Here is a 15,095-nt window from a genome sequence, read left to right on the forward strand (position 1 = left end):
AAAATGGCAAAAGCAAAATTTGAAAGAAACAAACCACATGTTAACATAGGAACAATAGGACATGTTGACCATGGGAAAACAACACTAACAGCAGCAATCACAAATGTGTTAGCAAACTATGGTGGAGCAGAAGTAAGAGCATTTGATACAATTGATAATGCCCCAGAAGAAAAAGAAAGAGGAATCACAATTGCGACATCTCACGTAGAGTATGAAACAGAGTCAAGACACTATGCTCACGTAGACTGTCCTGGACACGCTGACTATGTAAAGAATATGATTACAGGTGCAGCGCAGATGGATGGAGCAATCCTGGTAGTATCTGCAGCAGATGGACCAATGCCGCAGACAAGAGAACACATTCTTTTAGCAAGACAGGTTGGTGTACCATCAATCGTAGTCTTTTTAAACAAAGCAGATATGGTAGACGACGAAGAGTTAATCGAACTTGTAGAAATGGAAGTAAGAGAACTCTTAGATGAATACGAATTCCCAGGGGACGATATTCCGGTAATAGTAGGATCAGCCCTTAAAGCTGCCGAAAACGGAGATCCAGAAGGAGAATGGGGTAAAAAGATTATTGAGCTTATGGATGCAGTAGATAGCTATATTCCAGAGCCAGAAAGAGATACAGAAAAGCCATTCTTAATGCCTGTAGAGGATGTATTCTCAATAACAGGACGAGGAACAGTAGCAACAGGAAGAATTGAGAGAGGAACTCTACATCCATCAGATGAGGTAGAGGTTGTAGGAATCAAAGATACAACAACAACAGTAGTAACAGGAGTAGAAATGTTCCGTAAGATGTTAGACGAAGCAGTAGCAGGAGATAACATTGGAGCATTATTAAGAGGTGTAAAGAGAGAAGACATCGAAAGAGGTCAGGTACTGGCAAAGCCAGGAAGCATTACACCACACACAAAGTTCTACGCTGAGGTATATGTACTAAGTAAAGATGAGGGTGGAAGACACACACCATTCTTTGATGGATATAGACCACAATTTTACTTCCGTACAACAGACGTAACAGGAGACATCAGTTTACCAGAAGGAGTAGATATGGTAATGCCTGGAGATAACATTGAGATGACAGGAGAGTTAATTACTCCAATAGCTATGGAAGAAGGACTACGTTTTGCAATCCGTGAAGGTGGTCACACAGTAGGAGCTGGAGTTGTAACTGAAATTATTGAGTAATTAAAAAAGCAGAGGAGGCAGCCTCCTCGCTTTTTCTATGCTCCTAACTGAGCTTAAATCGTAAAGATTAAGGAGGTAAGCAAATGGCAAAACACGAAAAAATTAGGATTCGCCTTAAAGCTTTTGAACATGAGCTCCTGGATCAATCAGCAGAAAAAATTGTTGCAACTGCTGAGAGAACTGGTGCAGATGTATCTGGTCCAGTACCTCTACCAACAGAGAAAGAGGTATTTACAGTACTTCGCTCACCTCATGTTCATAAAGATGCAAGAGAACAATTTGAAATGAGAACACATAAAAGATTGATCGATATTCTCGATCCTACATCAAAAACTGTAGACTCACTGATGAGGCTTGATTTGCCCGCAGGAGTAAATATAGAAATTAAACTTTAATGTCAGGAGGTGTATTAGGCCATGGCGAAAGCTATATTAGGAAAAAAGCTGGGTATGACTCAGTATTTTAAAGATAATGGAGAGCTGGTACCTGTAACTGTAGTTGAGGCCGGTCCCTGTGTTGTAACACAGATTAAGACTACAGAAAAAGATGGATATAATTCAGTGCAGCTTGGATTTGGAGAAGTAAAAAAGCACAGACTTAACAAACCGGAACTTGGTCAATTTGAAAGTCGTGATATTGAACCAAAAAAACATTTAAGAGAATTTAAAGGTTTAGATATGGAACTAAGTGAAGGCAGTGAAATTAAAGCTGATCTCTTTGAAGCAGGAGAAAAAGTTAATGTTAGTGGTATTTCCAAAGGTAAAGGGTTTGCTGGTAATATTAAAAGATGGAATCATCACAGTGGACCAATGTCACACGGTTCTCACTTCCATCGTGCACCAGGTTCAATCGGTGCTGTTGATGCAAGAAGAGTATACAAAGGCTTTAAAATGCCCGGAAGAATGGGTCATGATAGAGTAACTGAAAGAAACTTAGAAATAGTAAAAGTTGACGTAGAGCGTAATGTTTTATTAATTTCTGGTCCAGTACCAGGTGCTAAAAAAGCAGTGCTCGAAATCAAATCTGTTAACAACTAAATAAGTTGAGAAAGGAGGATTTTTGATGCCGCAGGTAACAAAATTCAATCAGAGTGGAAAAGAACTCGAAAAAGTAGAATTAAATGATTCTGTTTTTAATGATAAAATAAATAAACATGTTGTACATCAGGTAGTTAATGCACAATTAGCTGCTAGAAGAGGCGGAAACGCTTCTACTAAAACAAGGGGAAATGTTCGCGGTGGTGGCCGCAAACCCTGGAGACAAAAAGGTACTGGACGTGCTCGTCACGGAAGTATTCGCTCTCCATTATGGGTAGGTGGAGGAATCACATTTGGACCTTCTCCTCGCAGTTATGATAAAAAGTTGACTAAAAAGATGAGAAGATTAGCGCTTAGATCTGTCTTAACCGATAAGGTAGAGAGAGATGAGTTAATTTTAGTTGACAAGATTGAGCTTGACCAACCAAAAACAAAAGCAGTAATTAATATTTTAGCTGATTTAAACTTAGAAGATAAAAAAGTTGTTTTAGTAATGCCCGAAAAGGATGACAACTTATATCTATCAGCCAGAAATATTCCGAATGTCAAAACACTGCTTGCCGGTTCAATAAATGCATATGATCTTTTAGATAATGAAATGCTTGTCTTTATCGAAGAAGCGGTTAAAATGGTTGAGGAGGTGCTGGGCGAATGAAAGAAGCAAGAGATATTATCATAGCACCTATTATTTCTGAAAACACAATGGAACAGATGCAGGAGGCTGATACTTATACATTTAAGGTAGCCAAAAATGCAAATAAAGTTGAGATTAGAAACGCAGTAGAAGAAATTTTCTCTGTAAATGTAGTAAATGTTAATACAATGAATGTTAGAGGTAAAAAAAGAAGACTCGGCTTCCATGTTGGTAAAAAACCTGACTGGAAAAAAGCTTTAGTTAAGCTGGCTGAGGGCGATGAAATAGAAATTTACGAAGGCCTCTAAAAAATAATTAATAAAGGAGGGAAAAAAGATGGCGATTAAAAGTTTTAAACCAACCACACCTTCAAGGCGTTATATGACTGTTGCCAGTTTTGATGAAATTACAACCGATACGCCAGAAAAGAGTCTGCTGGCTCCAATCAAAAGGAAGGGCGGCCGTAACGCAAATGGTAGAATTACCAGCCGTCATCAGGGTGGTGGACACAAGCGCCGCTATCGTATAATAGATTTTAAGCGGGACAAAGATGGAATTCCTGCTAAAGTAAAAACTATAGAATATGATCCAAATCGTTCTGCAAGAATCGCTCTGCTGCAGTATGCAGATGGAGAAAAAAGATACATTCTGGCACCAGATAAAGTAGAAGTTGGTGATACCTTAGATACTGGTGTTGAAGCTGATATTACTGCTGGAAATGCACTTAAATTAAAAGATATTCCTGTTGGTACGATTGTACACAATGTTGAAATGCAGGCAGGAAAAGGTGGACAGATTGCACGCTCTGCTGGAACAATGGCTCAGATTCTTGCTAAAGAAGGTAAGTTTGTCCATTTAAAAATGCCTTCTGGTGAAGTTAGGTTAATTCATAATGTATGTAAAGCTACTGTTGGACAGGTTGGTAATATTGATCACGAAAATATTACTATCGGTAAAGCCGGACGCAGCCGCTGGAAAGGTAAAAGACCTCATGTACGCGGTGTAGTTATGAATCCTCATGACCATCCACACGGTGGTGGAGAAGGTAAATCACCTGCTGGTAGACATCCTGTAACTCCGTGGGGTAAACCTACTATGGGTAAGAAGACACGTAAACCAAAGCGCTCAGATAAGTATATTATTCGTTCACGTCACGCTAAGAAGCGCAAATAGTAGAAAGGAGGATTATTGATGGCTAGATCTATAAAAAAGGGACCTTTCGTCTCAGAGAAACTAATTGCCAAAATCAGAGAAATGAATGAGAGTGGAAAAAAGCAGGTTGTTAAAACCTGGTCAAGAAGCTCAACCATTTTCCCTGAAATGGTTGGACATACAATTGCTGTCCATGATGGTCGTAAGCATGTGCCAGTATATATATCTGAAGAAATGGTAGGACATAAACTAGGAGAATTTGCTCCAACCAGAATCTTTAGAGGTCACAGCCGCCATACAGAACGTTCAACAGCACTTAAATAGGAAATATTGTAGATAGTAAGGGGGTTTTAAAATGGAAGCAAAAGCAGTTGCAAAGCACCTGCGTATTACTGCCCGTAAAGCACGTCTGGTAACAGACTTAATTAAGGGTAAAGATGTTAATACTGCAGTTGCAATTTTAAAAAGCACACCGAAAAAAGCTGCTAAAATGGTAGAAAAAGTATTAAATTCAGCTGCAGCAAATGCTGAAAATAATCATGATATGTTTGTAGATGATCTTTATGTTAAGAGAGCTTTTGTTGATGAGGGTCCTACTATGAAAAGATGGAAACCTCGTGCACAGGGATCGGCAAGTCCTATTAATAAAAGAACAAGCCACATCACAGTCGTGTTAAGCGATACAAAGGAGGTATAAAATTTGGGTAATAAAATAAATCCACATGGTCTCCGAGTTGGAGTTATAAGAGATTGGGAAGCAAAATGGTATGCAGATAAAAAAGATTATTCCAGGCTTTTAAATGAAGACCGTGAGATTAGAAGTCATGTTAAGGAGAAAATGTTTGAAGCTGGTATTTCTAGAGTTGTAATCGAAAGAGCTGCTAATAGATTAAAATTAGATGTACACACTGCCAGACCAGGAATGGTTATTGGACGTGGTGGTTCTGAAGTTGAAGCATTAAGAAATGAAGTTGAAGCATTAACTGGAAAAACTGTACAGATTAATGTTGTAGAAGTTAAAGATCCAGAAATGAATGCTCAATTAGTTGCTGAAAATATTGCTTCTCAGTTAGTTAGAAGAATTTCTTTTCGTAGAGCAATGAAGCAGGCAATGAACCGTGCAATGCGTATGGGAGCTGAAGGTTTTAAAGTTCAGAGCAGTGGACGTCTTGGTGGAGCAGAAATGGCCAGACGTGAAGGCTACAGTGAAGGTAGTGTTCCGATGCATACATTGAGAGCTGATATTGATTATGGATTTGCAGAAGCAGACACAACATATGGAACAATTGGAGTTAAAGTTTGGATCAATAAGGGAGAAATACTTCCAGAAATAGATGATGAATAGATAGATTATGTAGGAAAGGAGGCTCTTTGATGTTAGTACCTAAAAGAGTAAAACATCGTAAGCAAATGAGAGGAAGAATGAGAGGTAAAGCTAATCGGGGAAATAAAATCACTTTTGGTGAATATGGTCTACAGGCCTTAGAACCCGTATGGATTACCAATAGACAGATAGAGGCTGCTCGTGTTGCCCTTACTAGAAGCATTAAGCGTGGAGGTAAAGTTTGGATTAAGATTTTCCCGGACAAGCCTGTAACTGCAAAACCTGCTGAAACCAGAATGGGTAGTGGTAAAGGAGCACCAGAGAAATGGGTGGCTGTTGTAAAACCAGGTAGAATTATGTTTGAGCTGGCTGGTGTACCAGAAGAGGTTGCCAGAGAAGCGATGCGCCTTGCATCTCACAAACTGCCTATTAAAACTAAATTTGTAGCAAGAGAGGGAATGGATGGTGAGGCCGATGAGAGCTGATGAATTAAGAAATTTAACAGAAGCAGAGTTAGAACAGAAAGCCCGGGAATTTAAAGAAGAGTTATTTAACCTTCGCTTTCAACATGCAACAGCACAGTTGGATAATCCCATGAGGATTAAAGAGGTTAAGAGAATTATTGCCCGAATTAAAACTATTCTGCGGGAAAGAGAACTGGGTATAAAAAGGGCATAATTTTTTTGAAAGGAGGTTACTTATGGAAAGAAATAGTCGTAAAGAGAGAAAAGGTGTTGTAGTAAGTGATAAACAGGATAAAACTATTACTGTCGCTGTAGAGCGCAGAACTCAGCATCCTAAATATAAAAGAGTTGTTAAGAAAACTAAAAAGTATGCAGCTCATGATGAAGAGAATGTTTGTAATGAAGGTGACATTGTAAGGATTATGGAAACACGTCCATTAAGCAAGACTAAGAGATGGCGTTTATTAGATATTATTGAAAAAGCAAAATAAGTCCTGGAAGTAGAAAGGAGGGCCTGAAAATGATACAATCTGAAAGCCGTTTAAAGGTAGCGGATAATTCAGGTGCCCGCGAACTTTTATGTATTAAGGTACTTGGAGGCTCCAAGAAAAAATATGCTAAAGTTGGAGACACTATAGTAGTCAGCGTTAAAGAGGCTATTCCTGATGGAATGGTTAAAAAAGGTGAGGTTGCTAAAGCAGTAGTTGTTAGAACCAAGAAAGCCTTAAAGCGCAAAGACGGCACCTATATTAGATTTGATGAAAATGCAGCAGTAATTATAGATGATAATAATAATCCTAAAGGTACACGTATTTTTGGTCCTGTGACCCGTGAACTGAGGGAAAAGAATTATATGAAAATTATCTCCCTTGCACCGGAGGTATTATAGAAGGAGGGGATTCGATTGAGAATTAAAAAAGGTGACACTGTGGAAGTTATATCCGGAAAAGATAAAGGCAAACGCGGTGAGATTTTAAAGGTAATTCCTAAAAAAGATCGCGTAATCGTGGAAGGTGTGAATATTGTAAACCGTCACGTAAGTCCTACACAGGATATGCCGCAGGGTGGAATTATCGAAAATGAAGCACCAATTCATGCTTCAAATGTTCAACTCGTCTGCCCTCGTTGTGACGAAAAGACCAGGGTTGGCGCAGAACGTTTAGAGGATGGAACAAAAGTTAGAAAATGCAAAAAATGTGACGAAGTAGTTGATAAATAAATAAGTGAAAGGAGGTCCAGAAATGTCAGTATTAGCTCAAGAATATAAGGAAGAAATTCTACCTCAACTGGTGGAGAAATTTGATTACAATAATGTAATGGAAGCTCCTAAATTAGAAAAAATAATTGTTAATGTTGGGTTAGGAGAAGCTAAAGAAGATACTAAACTTCTGGATACTGTTGTTGATGAGATCGCAAGAATAACTGGGCAGAGCCCTACTGTAACTCGGGCAAAAAAATCAATTGCTAATTTTAAAATTAGAGAAGGTATGCCAGTTGGAATAAAGGTTACTCTTCGCGGTGAGCAGATGTTTGAGTTTTTATATAAATTGATTAATGTTTCAATGCCGCGTATCCGAGATTTTAGAGGTGTATCTCCTAAATCATTTGACGGTCGCGGTAATTACAGCCTGGGAATAAGCGAACATACTGTTTTCCCGGAAATAAACATTGATGAAGTTGATAATATTCACGGTTTAGAAGTTACGATTGTGACTTCTGCAGAAACAGATGAAGAAGCATTTGAATTATTATCAATAATGGGAATGCCATTTAAGAAGTAAAGACCTATAAATTGAAGGAGGGTTTAGTTTGGCGCGTAAAGCTCTAATCGAAAAGGCCAATAAAGAGCCTAAATATGAGACAAGAAAAGTGAATCGCTGCAGCAGATGTGGACGTTCACGTGGATATATGAGAAAGTTTGATTTATGCAGAATTTGTTTCAGAGAATTAGCTCACAAAGGCGAAATTCCTGGAGTTAAAAAAGCAAGCTGGTAAAACTGGAAGGAGGTTTGTAAATGAATTTAACAGATCCAATAGCAGATATGCTGACCCGGATTCGCAATGCTAATAGTATTGGGAAAGATAGAGTTGATATTCCCGCTTCTAAGGTTAAAACCAGCATTGGTGAACTATTGAAAGATGAAGGTTTCATTAATGATGTAAAATTAGTTGAGAGAAAACCTCAGAACATGATTCGGGTTTATTTAAAATATGGTGATAATGACGAAAAAGTTATAAGCGGAATTAAAAGAATCAGTAAACCTGGTTTAAGAGTATATGTTGGCAGTGATGAAGTGCCTCAGGTACTTGGAGGTTTAGGAATCGCTGTGATTTCTACTTCCCAGGGTGTTATGAGCGACAAAGAAGCAAGAGAAAAAGGTATTGGTGGAGAAGTTCTCTGCTACGTCTGGTAGAGATGGCTTCTGCTTGAGAGAACTTTTCTAAGATAAAATATACGGAGGTGAAATTTATGTCACGTATTGGTGTACTACCTATAGAAATACCGGAAAAAGTTGAAGTAACTGTTGATGGTCAGAGCGTTAAGGTTAAAGGACCATTAGGTGAATTAGAAAGGACATTTAAAGCTGGTATTGATATCAAAGTTGATGATGATCAAGTTGTTGTTGAACGCAATGGTGATGATATCGAAGCTCGTTCTATGCACGGTTTAGTTAGAAGTTTAATCGAAGGTATGGTTGAGGGTGTTAGCAAGGGCTTTGAAAAGAAATTAGAAATGGTAGGTGTAGGATATAATGCTCAGGTTCAGGGTGATAAGCTTAAACTTGAGGTTGGGTATTCTCATCCGGTAATTATTGAAGCTGAAGGTGATATTTCATTTGAAGTTGAGAAAAACACGAATATCACAGTTAAAGGAATAGATAAGCAGCGTGTTGGTGATACAGCCGCAAAGATTCGTGAAGTAAGAAAACCAGAACCTTACAAAGGTAAAGGAATTAAATATGTTGGAGAGCATATTAGACGTAAGGTTGGTAAAACTGGTTAATAGAAAGGAGTGAATATGATGGGTAAAAGAGAAGCAAGAAAAAAACGCCATCAGAGAATTAGAAATAAAGTTGTGGGGACACCTACTCGTCCAAGAATGAATGTAACCCGCAGTTTGAAGCATGTATATGTACAAATTATAGATGATTTATCTGGAGAAACAATTGCTTCTGCCTCTACACTTGACCCAGCTCTACGCGATTCAATTGAAGTAGCAAGTAATAAAGATGCTGCCAAAATGGTAGGAGAGTTAGCTGCCAGTAGAGCACTGGAAAAAGGAATAGATACAGTAGTATTTGATAGAAGTGGATATAAATATCACGGCCGAGTTAAAGCTCTGGCTGATGCTGCCCGCGAGGAAGGGCTAAAGTTTTAAATAAGGAGGTAAATTAATGAGTAAAATTAACGCTGATAAACTCGACCTTGAGGAGCGCGTTGTTAATATTAATCGTGTTGCCAAGGTTGTAAAAGGTGGCCGTAGGTTTAGCTTTAGTGCCCTGGTAGTTGTAGGGGACGGAGAAGGCCATGTTGGTGCAGGTATTGGTAAAGCAAACGAAGTGCCTGAAGCCATCAGAAAAGGTATTGATGCAGCTAAAAAAGAATTAATCGAAGTTCCAATTGTAGGTACTACAATTCCCCATGAGAAAACCGGAGTTTTTGGTGCTGGTAGAGTATTACTTAAACCGGCTGCTCCTGGTACTGGTGTAATTGCTGGTGGTCCTGTACGTGCGGTAATCGAGCTTGCAGGCATTAGTGATATTTTAACTAAATCTCTTGGAACATCTAATCCGATTAATATGATCAATGCTACAATTACTGGTCTTAAAGAGCTTAAAAGTGCAGAACAAGTTGCCAAATTAAGAGGTAAATCTGTAGAAGAATTAATTGGATAATTATCAAGGAGGTGTAAGTATGAAATTAAACAATCTTAAACCTGCTGCTGGATATAAAAAAGATCGTAAAAGAGTTGGTCGTGGTACTGGCTCTGGTCGCGGTTATACTTCCGGTAGAGGTGCAAATGGACAGAATTCTCGTGCAGGAGGAGAAGTACGCCCTACATTTGAAGGGGGACAGACTCCTCTATTTAGACGTCTTCCCAAAAGAGGATTTAACAATAAATTTAAAAAAGAATTTAATGAAGTAAATGTATACCAGCTAAATAGATTCTCAGCTGATGAAACTGTAACACCTGATGTTTTATTAGAAAAGGGAATTATTGATGGTATTGCTAAAAATGGTGTAAAAATACTGGGTAAAGGTGAAGTTGATGTTGCCCTTAATGTTAAAGTGCAGGCTTTTACTGCTTCTGCCAGAAAGAAAATAGAAGCTGCTGGCGGAAAGTCAGAGGTGATTTAAGTTGATTAAGGCTCTCGGTAATGTTTTTAAAGTAAAAGAACTTAGAAATAAAGTTTTATTTATGCTTGCTATGATGGCAGTTTACCGTCTGGGTGCACATATTCCAGTCCCTGGAGTAGATGTTGCATTACTTCAGGAAAGGTTGTTTGGTGGTAACTTTGGCGGGGCACTAGACTTTTTAGATTTATTTGCAGGTGGTGCTTTAAGTAACTTTACAATTTTTGCGATGAGCATTACTCCCTACATTACTGCTTCAATTATTTTACAGCTCTTAACTGTAGTTGTACCTAAATTAGAAGAGCTTTCTAAACAGGGTAATGAGGGCCGCAAAAAAATCGCTCAATATACCAGATATGGTACAATAGTTCTGGCTGTAATTCAGGCAGTGGGTATTACAATGTATATTCAGCGTTTTGGTGCCGTACCTAATGCAACAGTATTTGATGTTGCTTTAATTATTGTAAGTTTAACTGCAGGTACAGCGTTTTTAATGTGGTTGGGTGAGCAGATTACAGATAAAGGAATCGGAAATGGTATTTCTATTATCATTTTCACATCTATTATTTCCCGTTTTCCATCAGATATGTATAACACATATGAGTTATTACAGGCGGGCACAATATCAATTTTAAATGTGCTTATTTTTGCTGTGCTGGCTGTTATAATTATTGCGGGTATTATCTTTGTCCAGCAGGGAGAAAGAAGAATTCCGGTTCAATATTCAAAGAGAATTGTGGGTCGTAGAGTTTACGGAGGTAGAAGTACTCATATTCCAATGAAGATCAATCAGGCTGGTGTTATTCCGGTTATTTTTGCTTCATCAGTACTTTTATTCCCGGGAATTATCGCTCAGGTTTTACCTTATGACTGGGCTACAGGCCTTGCAAATGCAATCAGTCCTGGTTCAGGACTTTATATGGTATTATATGGTCTGATGATTTTATTCTTTACTTATTTCTATACTGCAATTACCTTTAATCCAGAAGAGGTAGCAGATAATATGAAGAAATATGGTGGGTTTATTCCTGGAATTCGTCCTGGAAGACCAACTATCAATTATTTAGATAGAGTTTTGATGAGGGTCACACTTGCAGGAGCTGTATTCTTAACTATAGTTGCTTTACTTCCTTTTGCTATGCAGCCGCTGACCGGTGTAACAATTAGTTTTGGAGGTACATCTCTAATTATTATGGTTGGTGTTGCTTTAAAAACTATGGAACAGATCGAATCCCATCTCCTGATGAGACACTATGAAGGTTTCATGAAATAAAAAGGAGGAAATATAATGGATATGATTTTGCTGGGTTTACCTGGTGTTGGAAAAGGTACTCAGGCTAAGAAATTAGAAGAAAGTCTAGAAATTCCTCATATTGCTACCGGTGATATATTCAGAAAAGCAATCAAAAATGAGACTCCTTTGGGTAAAAAGGCTAAATCATTTATTGATGCTGGCGAACTGGTACCAGATGAAGTAACAATCGGGATTGTTAAAGAAAGATTAACTAAGCCTGATTGTGAAAACGGGTTTATTCTGGATGGTTTTCCCCGTACAATTGCACAGGCAGAAGCTCTGGATGAAATTCTAGTTGAGCAGAATAGAGAACTTGATTTAGTAATTTATCTGCAGGCTGAAATTGATATTTTAGTTAAAAGACTGGCCGGACGTAGAGTTTGTGTTGATTGTGGTGCAGTTTATCATGTTGAAAATGATCCACCTGAAGTTGAAGGTGTATGTGATAAATGTGGTGGGAAATTAATTCAGCGCAGTGATGATCAGGAAAAAACTGTAAAGAAAAGAATTGAAGTAAATAAAGAGAAAACTGCTAAACTTGCAGATTATTATCAAAATAAAGGAATACTGCATGAGGTGGAAAGCACCGGTGGAATTGATAAGGTGCAGCAGCGTCTCATGGAATTAATTGAGGCGAATAAATAATGATTATCTTGAAGTCGAGGCGTGAAATTGATATAATGCGGGAAGCAAATCAGATAGTAGCAGAAACTCATGCTTATCTATCTGAAAATATTAAACCTGGTATTTCCACTGCTGAACTTGATCAGCTTGCTGATCAATTTATCCGCAGCAGAGGTGCAGTGCCATCATTTAAAGGCTATCAGGGATTTCCGGCCTCAGTTTGTATCTCAATTAATGAAGAAGTTGTACATGGTATTCCTGCTGATCACCGTTATTTAGAAGCTGGTGATATTGTAAGTATTGACATTGGGACTTTTTACGAAGGTTTTAATGGTGATGCTGCCAGAACACATGCAGTTGGATCAATTTCTGATAAGGCCAGCAAATTATTAAAAGTAACAGAAGAATCTCTTCTTAAAGGAATAGAAAAAGCAATTATCGGCAACAGGTTATTTGATATTTCTCATGCTGTACAGAAATATGTTGAGGAAAATGGGTTTTCTGTGGTTCGTGATTATGTAGGTCACGGTATAGGTCGTGATATGCATGAAGATCCACAGATACCTAATTTTGGACCGGCAGGGAAAGGACCAAAATTAAAAAAGGGAATGACCCTTGCTATAGAACCAATGGTAAACATTGGTGGTTATGAAGTTGAAACTTTAGAAGATGATTGGACAGTAGTAACTAAGGATCGGAGTTTATCTGCTCATTTTGAGCATACTATTGCAATAACTAAAGATGGAGTAGAAATATTAAGTAAAATCTAAGTTTTATTGCAGAGCTCATCTTATCTATGGTATAATGTACAGTACGTGTTAAAAGCGGATAAAAGAAATGAGTGATAGTTTTGGAGACTGCTTTAAAAGTTGGCGAAATTGTTAAGTCGACTGCCGGCAGAGATAAAGATACTTATTATCTGGTAATAGATAATGAGTCAAGGAGAAAAATCAAAGTTGTCGATGGTGTAAAAAGGAAATTTAATAATCCCAAATATAAAAACAGCAGACATTTAGAAAGTACAGGTCAAATTGCAGCAGAGTTTTTAAAGAATTTGAAGAATCAGAAACGAGTTCGCAGTGAAGATGTTCGCTTAATTTTAAAGGATTATCTCACCAAAGAGGAGGTAAAATAATTTATGGCTAAAGAAGATCCTATTGAAGTCCAGGGGACAGTAGTTGAACCCCTGCCAAATGCAATGTTTAGAGTCGAATTAGAAAATGGGCACAAAGTTCTGGCACATGTTTCAGGAAAAATGAGGATGAATTTTATACGAATCTTACCTGGTGATAAGGTAACAGTAGAACTTTCTCCCTATGACTTGAGTCGTGGCCGGATTACTTATCGACATAAAGCGAAATAAATTACCACAAGGGGTGATTGTTAATGAAAGTAAGACCATCAGTTAAGCCGATTTGTGATAAATGTAAAGTTATCAGACGCAATGGTAAAGTAATGGTTATTTGTGAAAATCCCAAGCATAAACAGCGTCAGGGATAAAAAATACTGGAGGTGAAATCATGGCTAGAATTGAAGGTGTTGATCTTCCTAGAAATAAAAGGGTAGAGATTGGATTGACATATATTTATGGTATTGGAAAAACTACTTCTCAAAAAATTCTTGAAAGCACAGGTGTTGATCCTGATACAAGAATTAAAGATTTGACTGAAGCTGAAATTTCAGATTTAAGAAGTGAAATTGATAACAATTATATTGTTGAAGGTGAATTAAGAAGAGAAAGAAGAGCTGATATTAAGAGATTAAAAGATATTGGCTGTTACCGTGGTCTTCGTCACCGTAGAGGTTTACCTGTACGAGGACAGAGAACTAAAACAAATGCACGTACCCGTAAGGGACCTAAAAAGACTGTTGGAATCAAATCCCGTTCAGTTACTCCAAAATAGTAAGGAGGGAATTTAATTAATGGCTAAAAATAAGAAAAAAGCACGCAGAAGAAAAAAAGTGAAACGTAATATTGAAAAAGGTCAGGCTCATATTAAATCTACCTTTAATAATACAATCATCTCAATTACAGATGAAGAAGGTAAGGTTGTGGCCTGGTCAAGTGCTGGAAAAGTTGGTTATAAGGGTTCAAGAAAAAGTACTCCTTTTGCTGCTCAGTTAGCTGCAGAAAATGCTGCTGATGAAGCAAAAGAGATGGGAATGAAGGATATTGAAATCTTTGTTAAAGGACCAGGTTCTGGAAGAGAATCTGCAATTAGAACTCTGCAGTCTGCAGGACTGAATATTACTTTAATCAAAGATATTACTCCTATTCCACATAATGGATGTAGACCCCCAAAAAGAAGACGAATATAATTATATAATAGAAAGTTGAGGTGTAAAAATGGCAAGATATACAGGACCAGTATGTAAATTATGCAGGCGTGAAGGTGAAAAATTATATTTAAAAGGCGCCCGCTGTTATAGTAAAAAATGTTCTTTTGATCGCAGACCATATGTTCCAGGTGAACATGGTCAGGGACGTCAAAAAGTTTCAGAATACGGATCTCAAATGAGAGAAAAGCAAAAAGTTAGAAGAATTTATGGAATTATGGAAAAGCAGTTCCGTAACTATTTTGAGACTGCAGAAAATATCCAGGGTGTAACAGGTGTAAACTTTTTACAGCTTCTAGAAAGAAGATTGGATAATGTTGTTTACAGAATGGGTTTTGCTCGCTCCAGAAGTGAAGCAAGACAATTTGTAAGACATGGACACATTAAAGTGAATGGACGCAAGGTTGACATTCCTTCTTATCAAATAGATGTGGATGATGTAGTTAGTGTTAAAGATTCCAGCCGCAAAGCCAATCGCTTTAAAGAGATCTTTGAATATAATTCGGATTTTTCTACCCAGGAATGGCTTAATTCTGATCTAGAAAAAGCTGAAGGTACAATTGTTGCATTACCAGAGAGGGAAGATATCGATTATCCGGTAGAAGAACACCTGATTGTCGAGTATTATTCACGGTAAATGAATACCCTCAGTCATAAAATTGTTAATTTAAGGAGG

The 15,095-nt window shown here is 37.8% G+C and carries 30 protein-coding genes; all 30 read left to right on the forward strand.

Going from position 1 to position 15,095, the window contains the following annotated elements; genetic code table 11:
* Positions 1 to 3: 3 nt before the first annotated feature.
* The 30 genes from tuf to rpsD all read left to right on the forward strand — a co-directional run bounded on the left by tuf (position 4) and on the right by rpsD (position 15,056).
* Positions 4 to 1,197: an elongation factor Tu gene (gene tuf, locus C7958_RS09350; protein ID WP_111572415.1), complete on the forward strand. Its 1,194-nt coding sequence runs from the start codon at positions 4 to 6 to the stop codon at positions 1,195 to 1,197.
* Positions 1,198 to 1,280: 83 nt separating this feature from the next.
* Positions 1,281 to 1,592 carry a 30S ribosomal protein S10 gene (rpsJ, locus tag C7958_RS09355; protein WP_014553831.1) on the forward strand — a complete coding sequence of 104 codons (312 nt, stop codon included), beginning with the start codon at positions 1,281 to 1,283 and terminating at the stop codon, positions 1,590 to 1,592.
* 21 nt (positions 1,593 to 1,613) lie between these two features.
* A complete protein-coding gene (gene rplC, locus C7958_RS09360; RefSeq protein WP_111572416.1) occupies positions 1,614 to 2,234 on the forward strand; it encodes a 50S ribosomal protein L3 in 621 nt (206 codons plus the stop codon).
* A 25-nt stretch (positions 2,235 to 2,259) separates the two neighbouring features.
* On the forward strand, positions 2,260 to 2,889 hold the full coding sequence (gene rplD, locus C7958_RS09365) for a 50S ribosomal protein L4 (protein ID WP_111572417.1): 630 nt from the start codon (positions 2,260 to 2,262) through the stop codon (positions 2,887 to 2,889).
* Positions 2,886 to 3,176: a 50S ribosomal protein L23 gene (gene rplW / locus C7958_RS09370; RefSeq protein WP_111572418.1), complete on the forward strand. Its 291-nt coding sequence runs from the start codon at positions 2,886 to 2,888 to the stop codon at positions 3,174 to 3,176. The genes rplD and rplW overlap by 4 nt, the downstream gene beginning before the upstream one ends.
* A gap of 28 nt (positions 3,177 to 3,204) precedes the next feature.
* On the forward strand, positions 3,205 to 4,041 hold the full coding sequence (gene rplB / locus C7958_RS09375) for a 50S ribosomal protein L2 (protein ID WP_111572419.1): 837 nt from the start codon (positions 3,205 to 3,207) through the stop codon (positions 4,039 to 4,041).
* Between the two features lie 18 nt (positions 4,042 to 4,059).
* Positions 4,060 to 4,344 (forward strand): 30S ribosomal protein S19, encoded by a 285-nt coding sequence (gene rpsS, locus C7958_RS09380; protein WP_111572420.1) that lies wholly within the window; start codon positions 4,060 to 4,062, stop codon positions 4,342 to 4,344.
* A gap of 31 nt (positions 4,345 to 4,375) precedes the next feature.
* Positions 4,376 to 4,717, forward strand: a complete 342-nt coding sequence (gene rplV / locus C7958_RS09385; RefSeq protein ID WP_111572421.1) for a 50S ribosomal protein L22 — start codon at positions 4,376 to 4,378, stop codon at positions 4,715 to 4,717.
* A gap of 3 nt (positions 4,718 to 4,720) precedes the next feature.
* Positions 4,721 to 5,365 (forward strand): 30S ribosomal protein S3, encoded by a 645-nt coding sequence (gene rpsC, locus C7958_RS09390; RefSeq protein WP_111572422.1) that lies wholly within the window; start codon positions 4,721 to 4,723, stop codon positions 5,363 to 5,365.
* Positions 5,366 to 5,394: 29 nt separating this feature from the next.
* Positions 5,395 to 5,829, forward strand: coding sequence for a 50S ribosomal protein L16 (gene rplP / locus C7958_RS09395; protein WP_111572423.1), 435 nt, complete (start codon positions 5,395 to 5,397; stop codon positions 5,827 to 5,829).
* Positions 5,819 to 6,022, forward strand: coding sequence for a 50S ribosomal protein L29 (gene rpmC, locus C7958_RS09400; RefSeq protein ID WP_111572424.1), 204 nt, complete (start codon positions 5,819 to 5,821; stop codon positions 6,020 to 6,022). The genes rplP and rpmC overlap by 11 nt, the downstream gene beginning before the upstream one ends.
* A gap of 22 nt (positions 6,023 to 6,044) precedes the next feature.
* Complete coding sequence (gene rpsQ / locus C7958_RS09405) at positions 6,045 to 6,299, forward strand: 30S ribosomal protein S17 (RefSeq protein WP_111572425.1); 255 nt, start codon at positions 6,045 to 6,047, stop codon at positions 6,297 to 6,299.
* Positions 6,300 to 6,328: 29 nt separating this feature from the next.
* A complete protein-coding gene (rplN, locus tag C7958_RS09410; RefSeq protein WP_111572426.1) occupies positions 6,329 to 6,697 on the forward strand; it encodes a 50S ribosomal protein L14 in 369 nt (122 codons plus the stop codon).
* A gap of 15 nt (positions 6,698 to 6,712) precedes the next feature.
* Positions 6,713 to 7,027, forward strand: coding sequence for a 50S ribosomal protein L24 (gene rplX / locus C7958_RS09415; protein WP_111572427.1), 315 nt, complete (start codon positions 6,713 to 6,715; stop codon positions 7,025 to 7,027).
* 22 nt (positions 7,028 to 7,049) lie between these two features.
* Complete coding sequence (gene rplE, locus C7958_RS09420; protein WP_111572428.1) at positions 7,050 to 7,589, forward strand: 50S ribosomal protein L5; 540 nt, start codon at positions 7,050 to 7,052, stop codon at positions 7,587 to 7,589.
* A gap of 28 nt (positions 7,590 to 7,617) precedes the next feature.
* A complete protein-coding gene (locus C7958_RS09425; protein ID WP_005487017.1) occupies positions 7,618 to 7,803 on the forward strand; it encodes a type Z 30S ribosomal protein S14 in 186 nt (61 codons plus the stop codon).
* 20 nt (positions 7,804 to 7,823) lie between these two features.
* Positions 7,824 to 8,222 (forward strand): 30S ribosomal protein S8, encoded by a 399-nt coding sequence (rpsH, locus tag C7958_RS09430; RefSeq protein ID WP_111572429.1) that lies wholly within the window; start codon positions 7,824 to 7,826, stop codon positions 8,220 to 8,222.
* Positions 8,223 to 8,278: 56 nt separating this feature from the next.
* On the forward strand, positions 8,279 to 8,812 hold the full coding sequence (rplF, locus tag C7958_RS09435) for a 50S ribosomal protein L6 (RefSeq protein ID WP_111572430.1): 534 nt from the start codon (positions 8,279 to 8,281) through the stop codon (positions 8,810 to 8,812).
* 18 nt (positions 8,813 to 8,830) lie between these two features.
* Complete coding sequence (gene rplR / locus C7958_RS09440; RefSeq protein ID WP_111572431.1) at positions 8,831 to 9,187, forward strand: 50S ribosomal protein L18; 357 nt, start codon at positions 8,831 to 8,833, stop codon at positions 9,185 to 9,187.
* A 16-nt stretch (positions 9,188 to 9,203) separates the two neighbouring features.
* Entirely contained in the window at positions 9,204 to 9,704 is a 501-nt protein-coding gene (gene rpsE, locus C7958_RS09445) for a 30S ribosomal protein S5 (RefSeq protein ID WP_111572432.1), read from the forward strand.
* 19 nt (positions 9,705 to 9,723) lie between these two features.
* Entirely contained in the window at positions 9,724 to 10,167 is a 444-nt protein-coding gene (rplO, locus tag C7958_RS09450; RefSeq protein ID WP_111572433.1) for a 50S ribosomal protein L15, read from the forward strand.
* Position 10,168: 1 nt separating this feature from the next.
* A complete protein-coding gene (gene secY, locus C7958_RS09455) occupies positions 10,169 to 11,437 on the forward strand; it encodes a preprotein translocase subunit SecY (protein WP_111572434.1) in 1,269 nt (422 codons plus the stop codon).
* Positions 11,438 to 11,452: 15 nt separating this feature from the next.
* On the forward strand, positions 11,453 to 12,103 hold the full coding sequence (locus C7958_RS09460; protein WP_111572435.1) for an adenylate kinase: 651 nt from the start codon (positions 11,453 to 11,455) through the stop codon (positions 12,101 to 12,103).
* Positions 12,103 to 12,852 carry a type I methionyl aminopeptidase gene (gene map, locus C7958_RS09465; protein ID WP_111572436.1) on the forward strand — a complete coding sequence of 250 codons (750 nt, stop codon included), beginning with the start codon at positions 12,103 to 12,105 and terminating at the stop codon, positions 12,850 to 12,852. Before C7958_RS09460 ends, map begins: the two co-directional genes overlap by 1 nt.
* A gap of 80 nt (positions 12,853 to 12,932) precedes the next feature.
* A complete protein-coding gene (locus tag C7958_RS09470) occupies positions 12,933 to 13,217 on the forward strand; it encodes a KOW domain-containing RNA-binding protein (RefSeq protein ID WP_111572437.1) in 285 nt (94 codons plus the stop codon).
* 3 nt (positions 13,218 to 13,220) lie between these two features.
* Positions 13,221 to 13,445: a translation initiation factor IF-1 gene (gene infA / locus C7958_RS09475; RefSeq protein WP_005487029.1), complete on the forward strand. Its 225-nt coding sequence runs from the start codon at positions 13,221 to 13,223 to the stop codon at positions 13,443 to 13,445.
* Positions 13,446 to 13,468: 23 nt separating this feature from the next.
* A complete protein-coding gene (rpmJ, locus tag C7958_RS09480) occupies positions 13,469 to 13,582 on the forward strand; it encodes a 50S ribosomal protein L36 (protein ID WP_005487032.1) in 114 nt (37 codons plus the stop codon).
* 20 nt (positions 13,583 to 13,602) lie between these two features.
* Complete coding sequence (gene rpsM / locus C7958_RS09485) at positions 13,603 to 13,986, forward strand: 30S ribosomal protein S13 (RefSeq protein ID WP_111572438.1); 384 nt, start codon at positions 13,603 to 13,605, stop codon at positions 13,984 to 13,986.
* Between the two features lie 19 nt (positions 13,987 to 14,005).
* On the forward strand, positions 14,006 to 14,401 hold the full coding sequence (gene rpsK / locus C7958_RS09490; RefSeq protein ID WP_111572439.1) for a 30S ribosomal protein S11: 396 nt from the start codon (positions 14,006 to 14,008) through the stop codon (positions 14,399 to 14,401).
* A 28-nt stretch (positions 14,402 to 14,429) separates the two neighbouring features.
* Positions 14,430 to 15,056: a 30S ribosomal protein S4 gene (gene rpsD, locus C7958_RS09495; protein WP_111572440.1), complete on the forward strand. Its 627-nt coding sequence runs from the start codon at positions 14,430 to 14,432 to the stop codon at positions 15,054 to 15,056.
* Positions 15,057 to 15,095 lie beyond the last annotated feature (39 nt).

The sequence above is a fragment of the Halanaerobium saccharolyticum genome (genome assembly GCF_003259895.1).
GTDB lineage: Bacteria > Bacillota > Halanaerobiia > Halanaerobiales > Halanaerobiaceae > Halanaerobium > Halanaerobium saccharolyticum_A.

What these genes read in the sequence shown, in the direction of transcription:
- rpmJ (WP_005487032.1), top strand. Translation starts at nt 13,469, where the DNA reads ATGAAAGTAAGACCATCAGTTAAGCCGATTTGTGATAAATGTAAAGTT.
- tuf (WP_111572415.1), top strand. Translation starts at nt 4, where the DNA reads ATGGCAAAAGCAAAATTTGAAAGAAACAAACCACATGTTAACATAGGA.
- rplF (WP_111572430.1), top strand. Translation starts at nt 8,279, where the DNA reads ATGTCACGTATTGGTGTACTACCTATAGAAATACCGGAAAAAGTTGAA.
- rplD (WP_111572417.1), top strand. Translation starts at nt 2,260, where the DNA reads ATGCCGCAGGTAACAAAATTCAATCAGAGTGGAAAAGAACTCGAAAAA.
- rpsM (WP_111572438.1), top strand. Translation starts at nt 13,603, where the DNA reads ATGGCTAGAATTGAAGGTGTTGATCTTCCTAGAAATAAAAGGGTAGAG.
- rplB (WP_111572419.1), top strand. Translation starts at nt 3,205, where the DNA reads ATGGCGATTAAAAGTTTTAAACCAACCACACCTTCAAGGCGTTATATG.
- rpsD (WP_111572440.1), top strand. Translation starts at nt 14,430, where the DNA reads ATGGCAAGATATACAGGACCAGTATGTAAATTATGCAGGCGTGAAGGT.
- rpsK (WP_111572439.1), top strand. Translation starts at nt 14,006, where the DNA reads ATGGCTAAAAATAAGAAAAAAGCACGCAGAAGAAAAAAAGTGAAACGT.
- C7958_RS09460 (WP_111572435.1), top strand. Translation starts at nt 11,453, where the DNA reads ATGGATATGATTTTGCTGGGTTTACCTGGTGTTGGAAAAGGTACTCAG.
- rpsE (WP_111572432.1), top strand. Translation starts at nt 9,204, where the DNA reads ATGAGTAAAATTAACGCTGATAAACTCGACCTTGAGGAGCGCGTTGTT.
- rpmC (WP_111572424.1), top strand. Translation starts at nt 5,819, where the DNA reads ATGAGAGCTGATGAATTAAGAAATTTAACAGAAGCAGAGTTAGAACAG.
- rpsS (WP_111572420.1), top strand. Translation starts at nt 4,060, where the DNA reads ATGGCTAGATCTATAAAAAAGGGACCTTTCGTCTCAGAGAAACTAATT.
- rplO (WP_111572433.1), top strand. Translation starts at nt 9,724, where the DNA reads ATGAAATTAAACAATCTTAAACCTGCTGCTGGATATAAAAAAGATCGT.
- rpsQ (WP_111572425.1), top strand. Translation starts at nt 6,045, where the DNA reads ATGGAAAGAAATAGTCGTAAAGAGAGAAAAGGTGTTGTAGTAAGTGAT.
- rplW (WP_111572418.1), top strand. Translation starts at nt 2,886, where the DNA reads ATGAAAGAAGCAAGAGATATTATCATAGCACCTATTATTTCTGAAAAC.
- infA (WP_005487029.1), top strand. Translation starts at nt 13,221, where the DNA reads ATGGCTAAAGAAGATCCTATTGAAGTCCAGGGGACAGTAGTTGAACCC.
- rpsJ (WP_014553831.1), top strand. Translation starts at nt 1,281, where the DNA reads ATGGCAAAACACGAAAAAATTAGGATTCGCCTTAAAGCTTTTGAACAT.
- rplP (WP_111572423.1), top strand. Translation starts at nt 5,395, where the DNA reads ATGTTAGTACCTAAAAGAGTAAAACATCGTAAGCAAATGAGAGGAAGA.
- rplN (WP_111572426.1), top strand. Translation starts at nt 6,329, where the DNA reads ATGATACAATCTGAAAGCCGTTTAAAGGTAGCGGATAATTCAGGTGCC.
- rplR (WP_111572431.1), top strand. Translation starts at nt 8,831, where the DNA reads ATGGGTAAAAGAGAAGCAAGAAAAAAACGCCATCAGAGAATTAGAAAT.
- map (WP_111572436.1), top strand. Translation starts at nt 12,103, where the DNA reads ATGATTATCTTGAAGTCGAGGCGTGAAATTGATATAATGCGGGAAGCA.
- rplC (WP_111572416.1), top strand. Translation starts at nt 1,614, where the DNA reads ATGGCGAAAGCTATATTAGGAAAAAAGCTGGGTATGACTCAGTATTTT.
- rplE (WP_111572428.1), top strand. Translation starts at nt 7,050, where the DNA reads ATGTCAGTATTAGCTCAAGAATATAAGGAAGAAATTCTACCTCAACTG.
- rplV (WP_111572421.1), top strand. Translation starts at nt 4,376, where the DNA reads ATGGAAGCAAAAGCAGTTGCAAAGCACCTGCGTATTACTGCCCGTAAA.
- rpsH (WP_111572429.1), top strand. Translation starts at nt 7,824, where the DNA reads ATGAATTTAACAGATCCAATAGCAGATATGCTGACCCGGATTCGCAAT.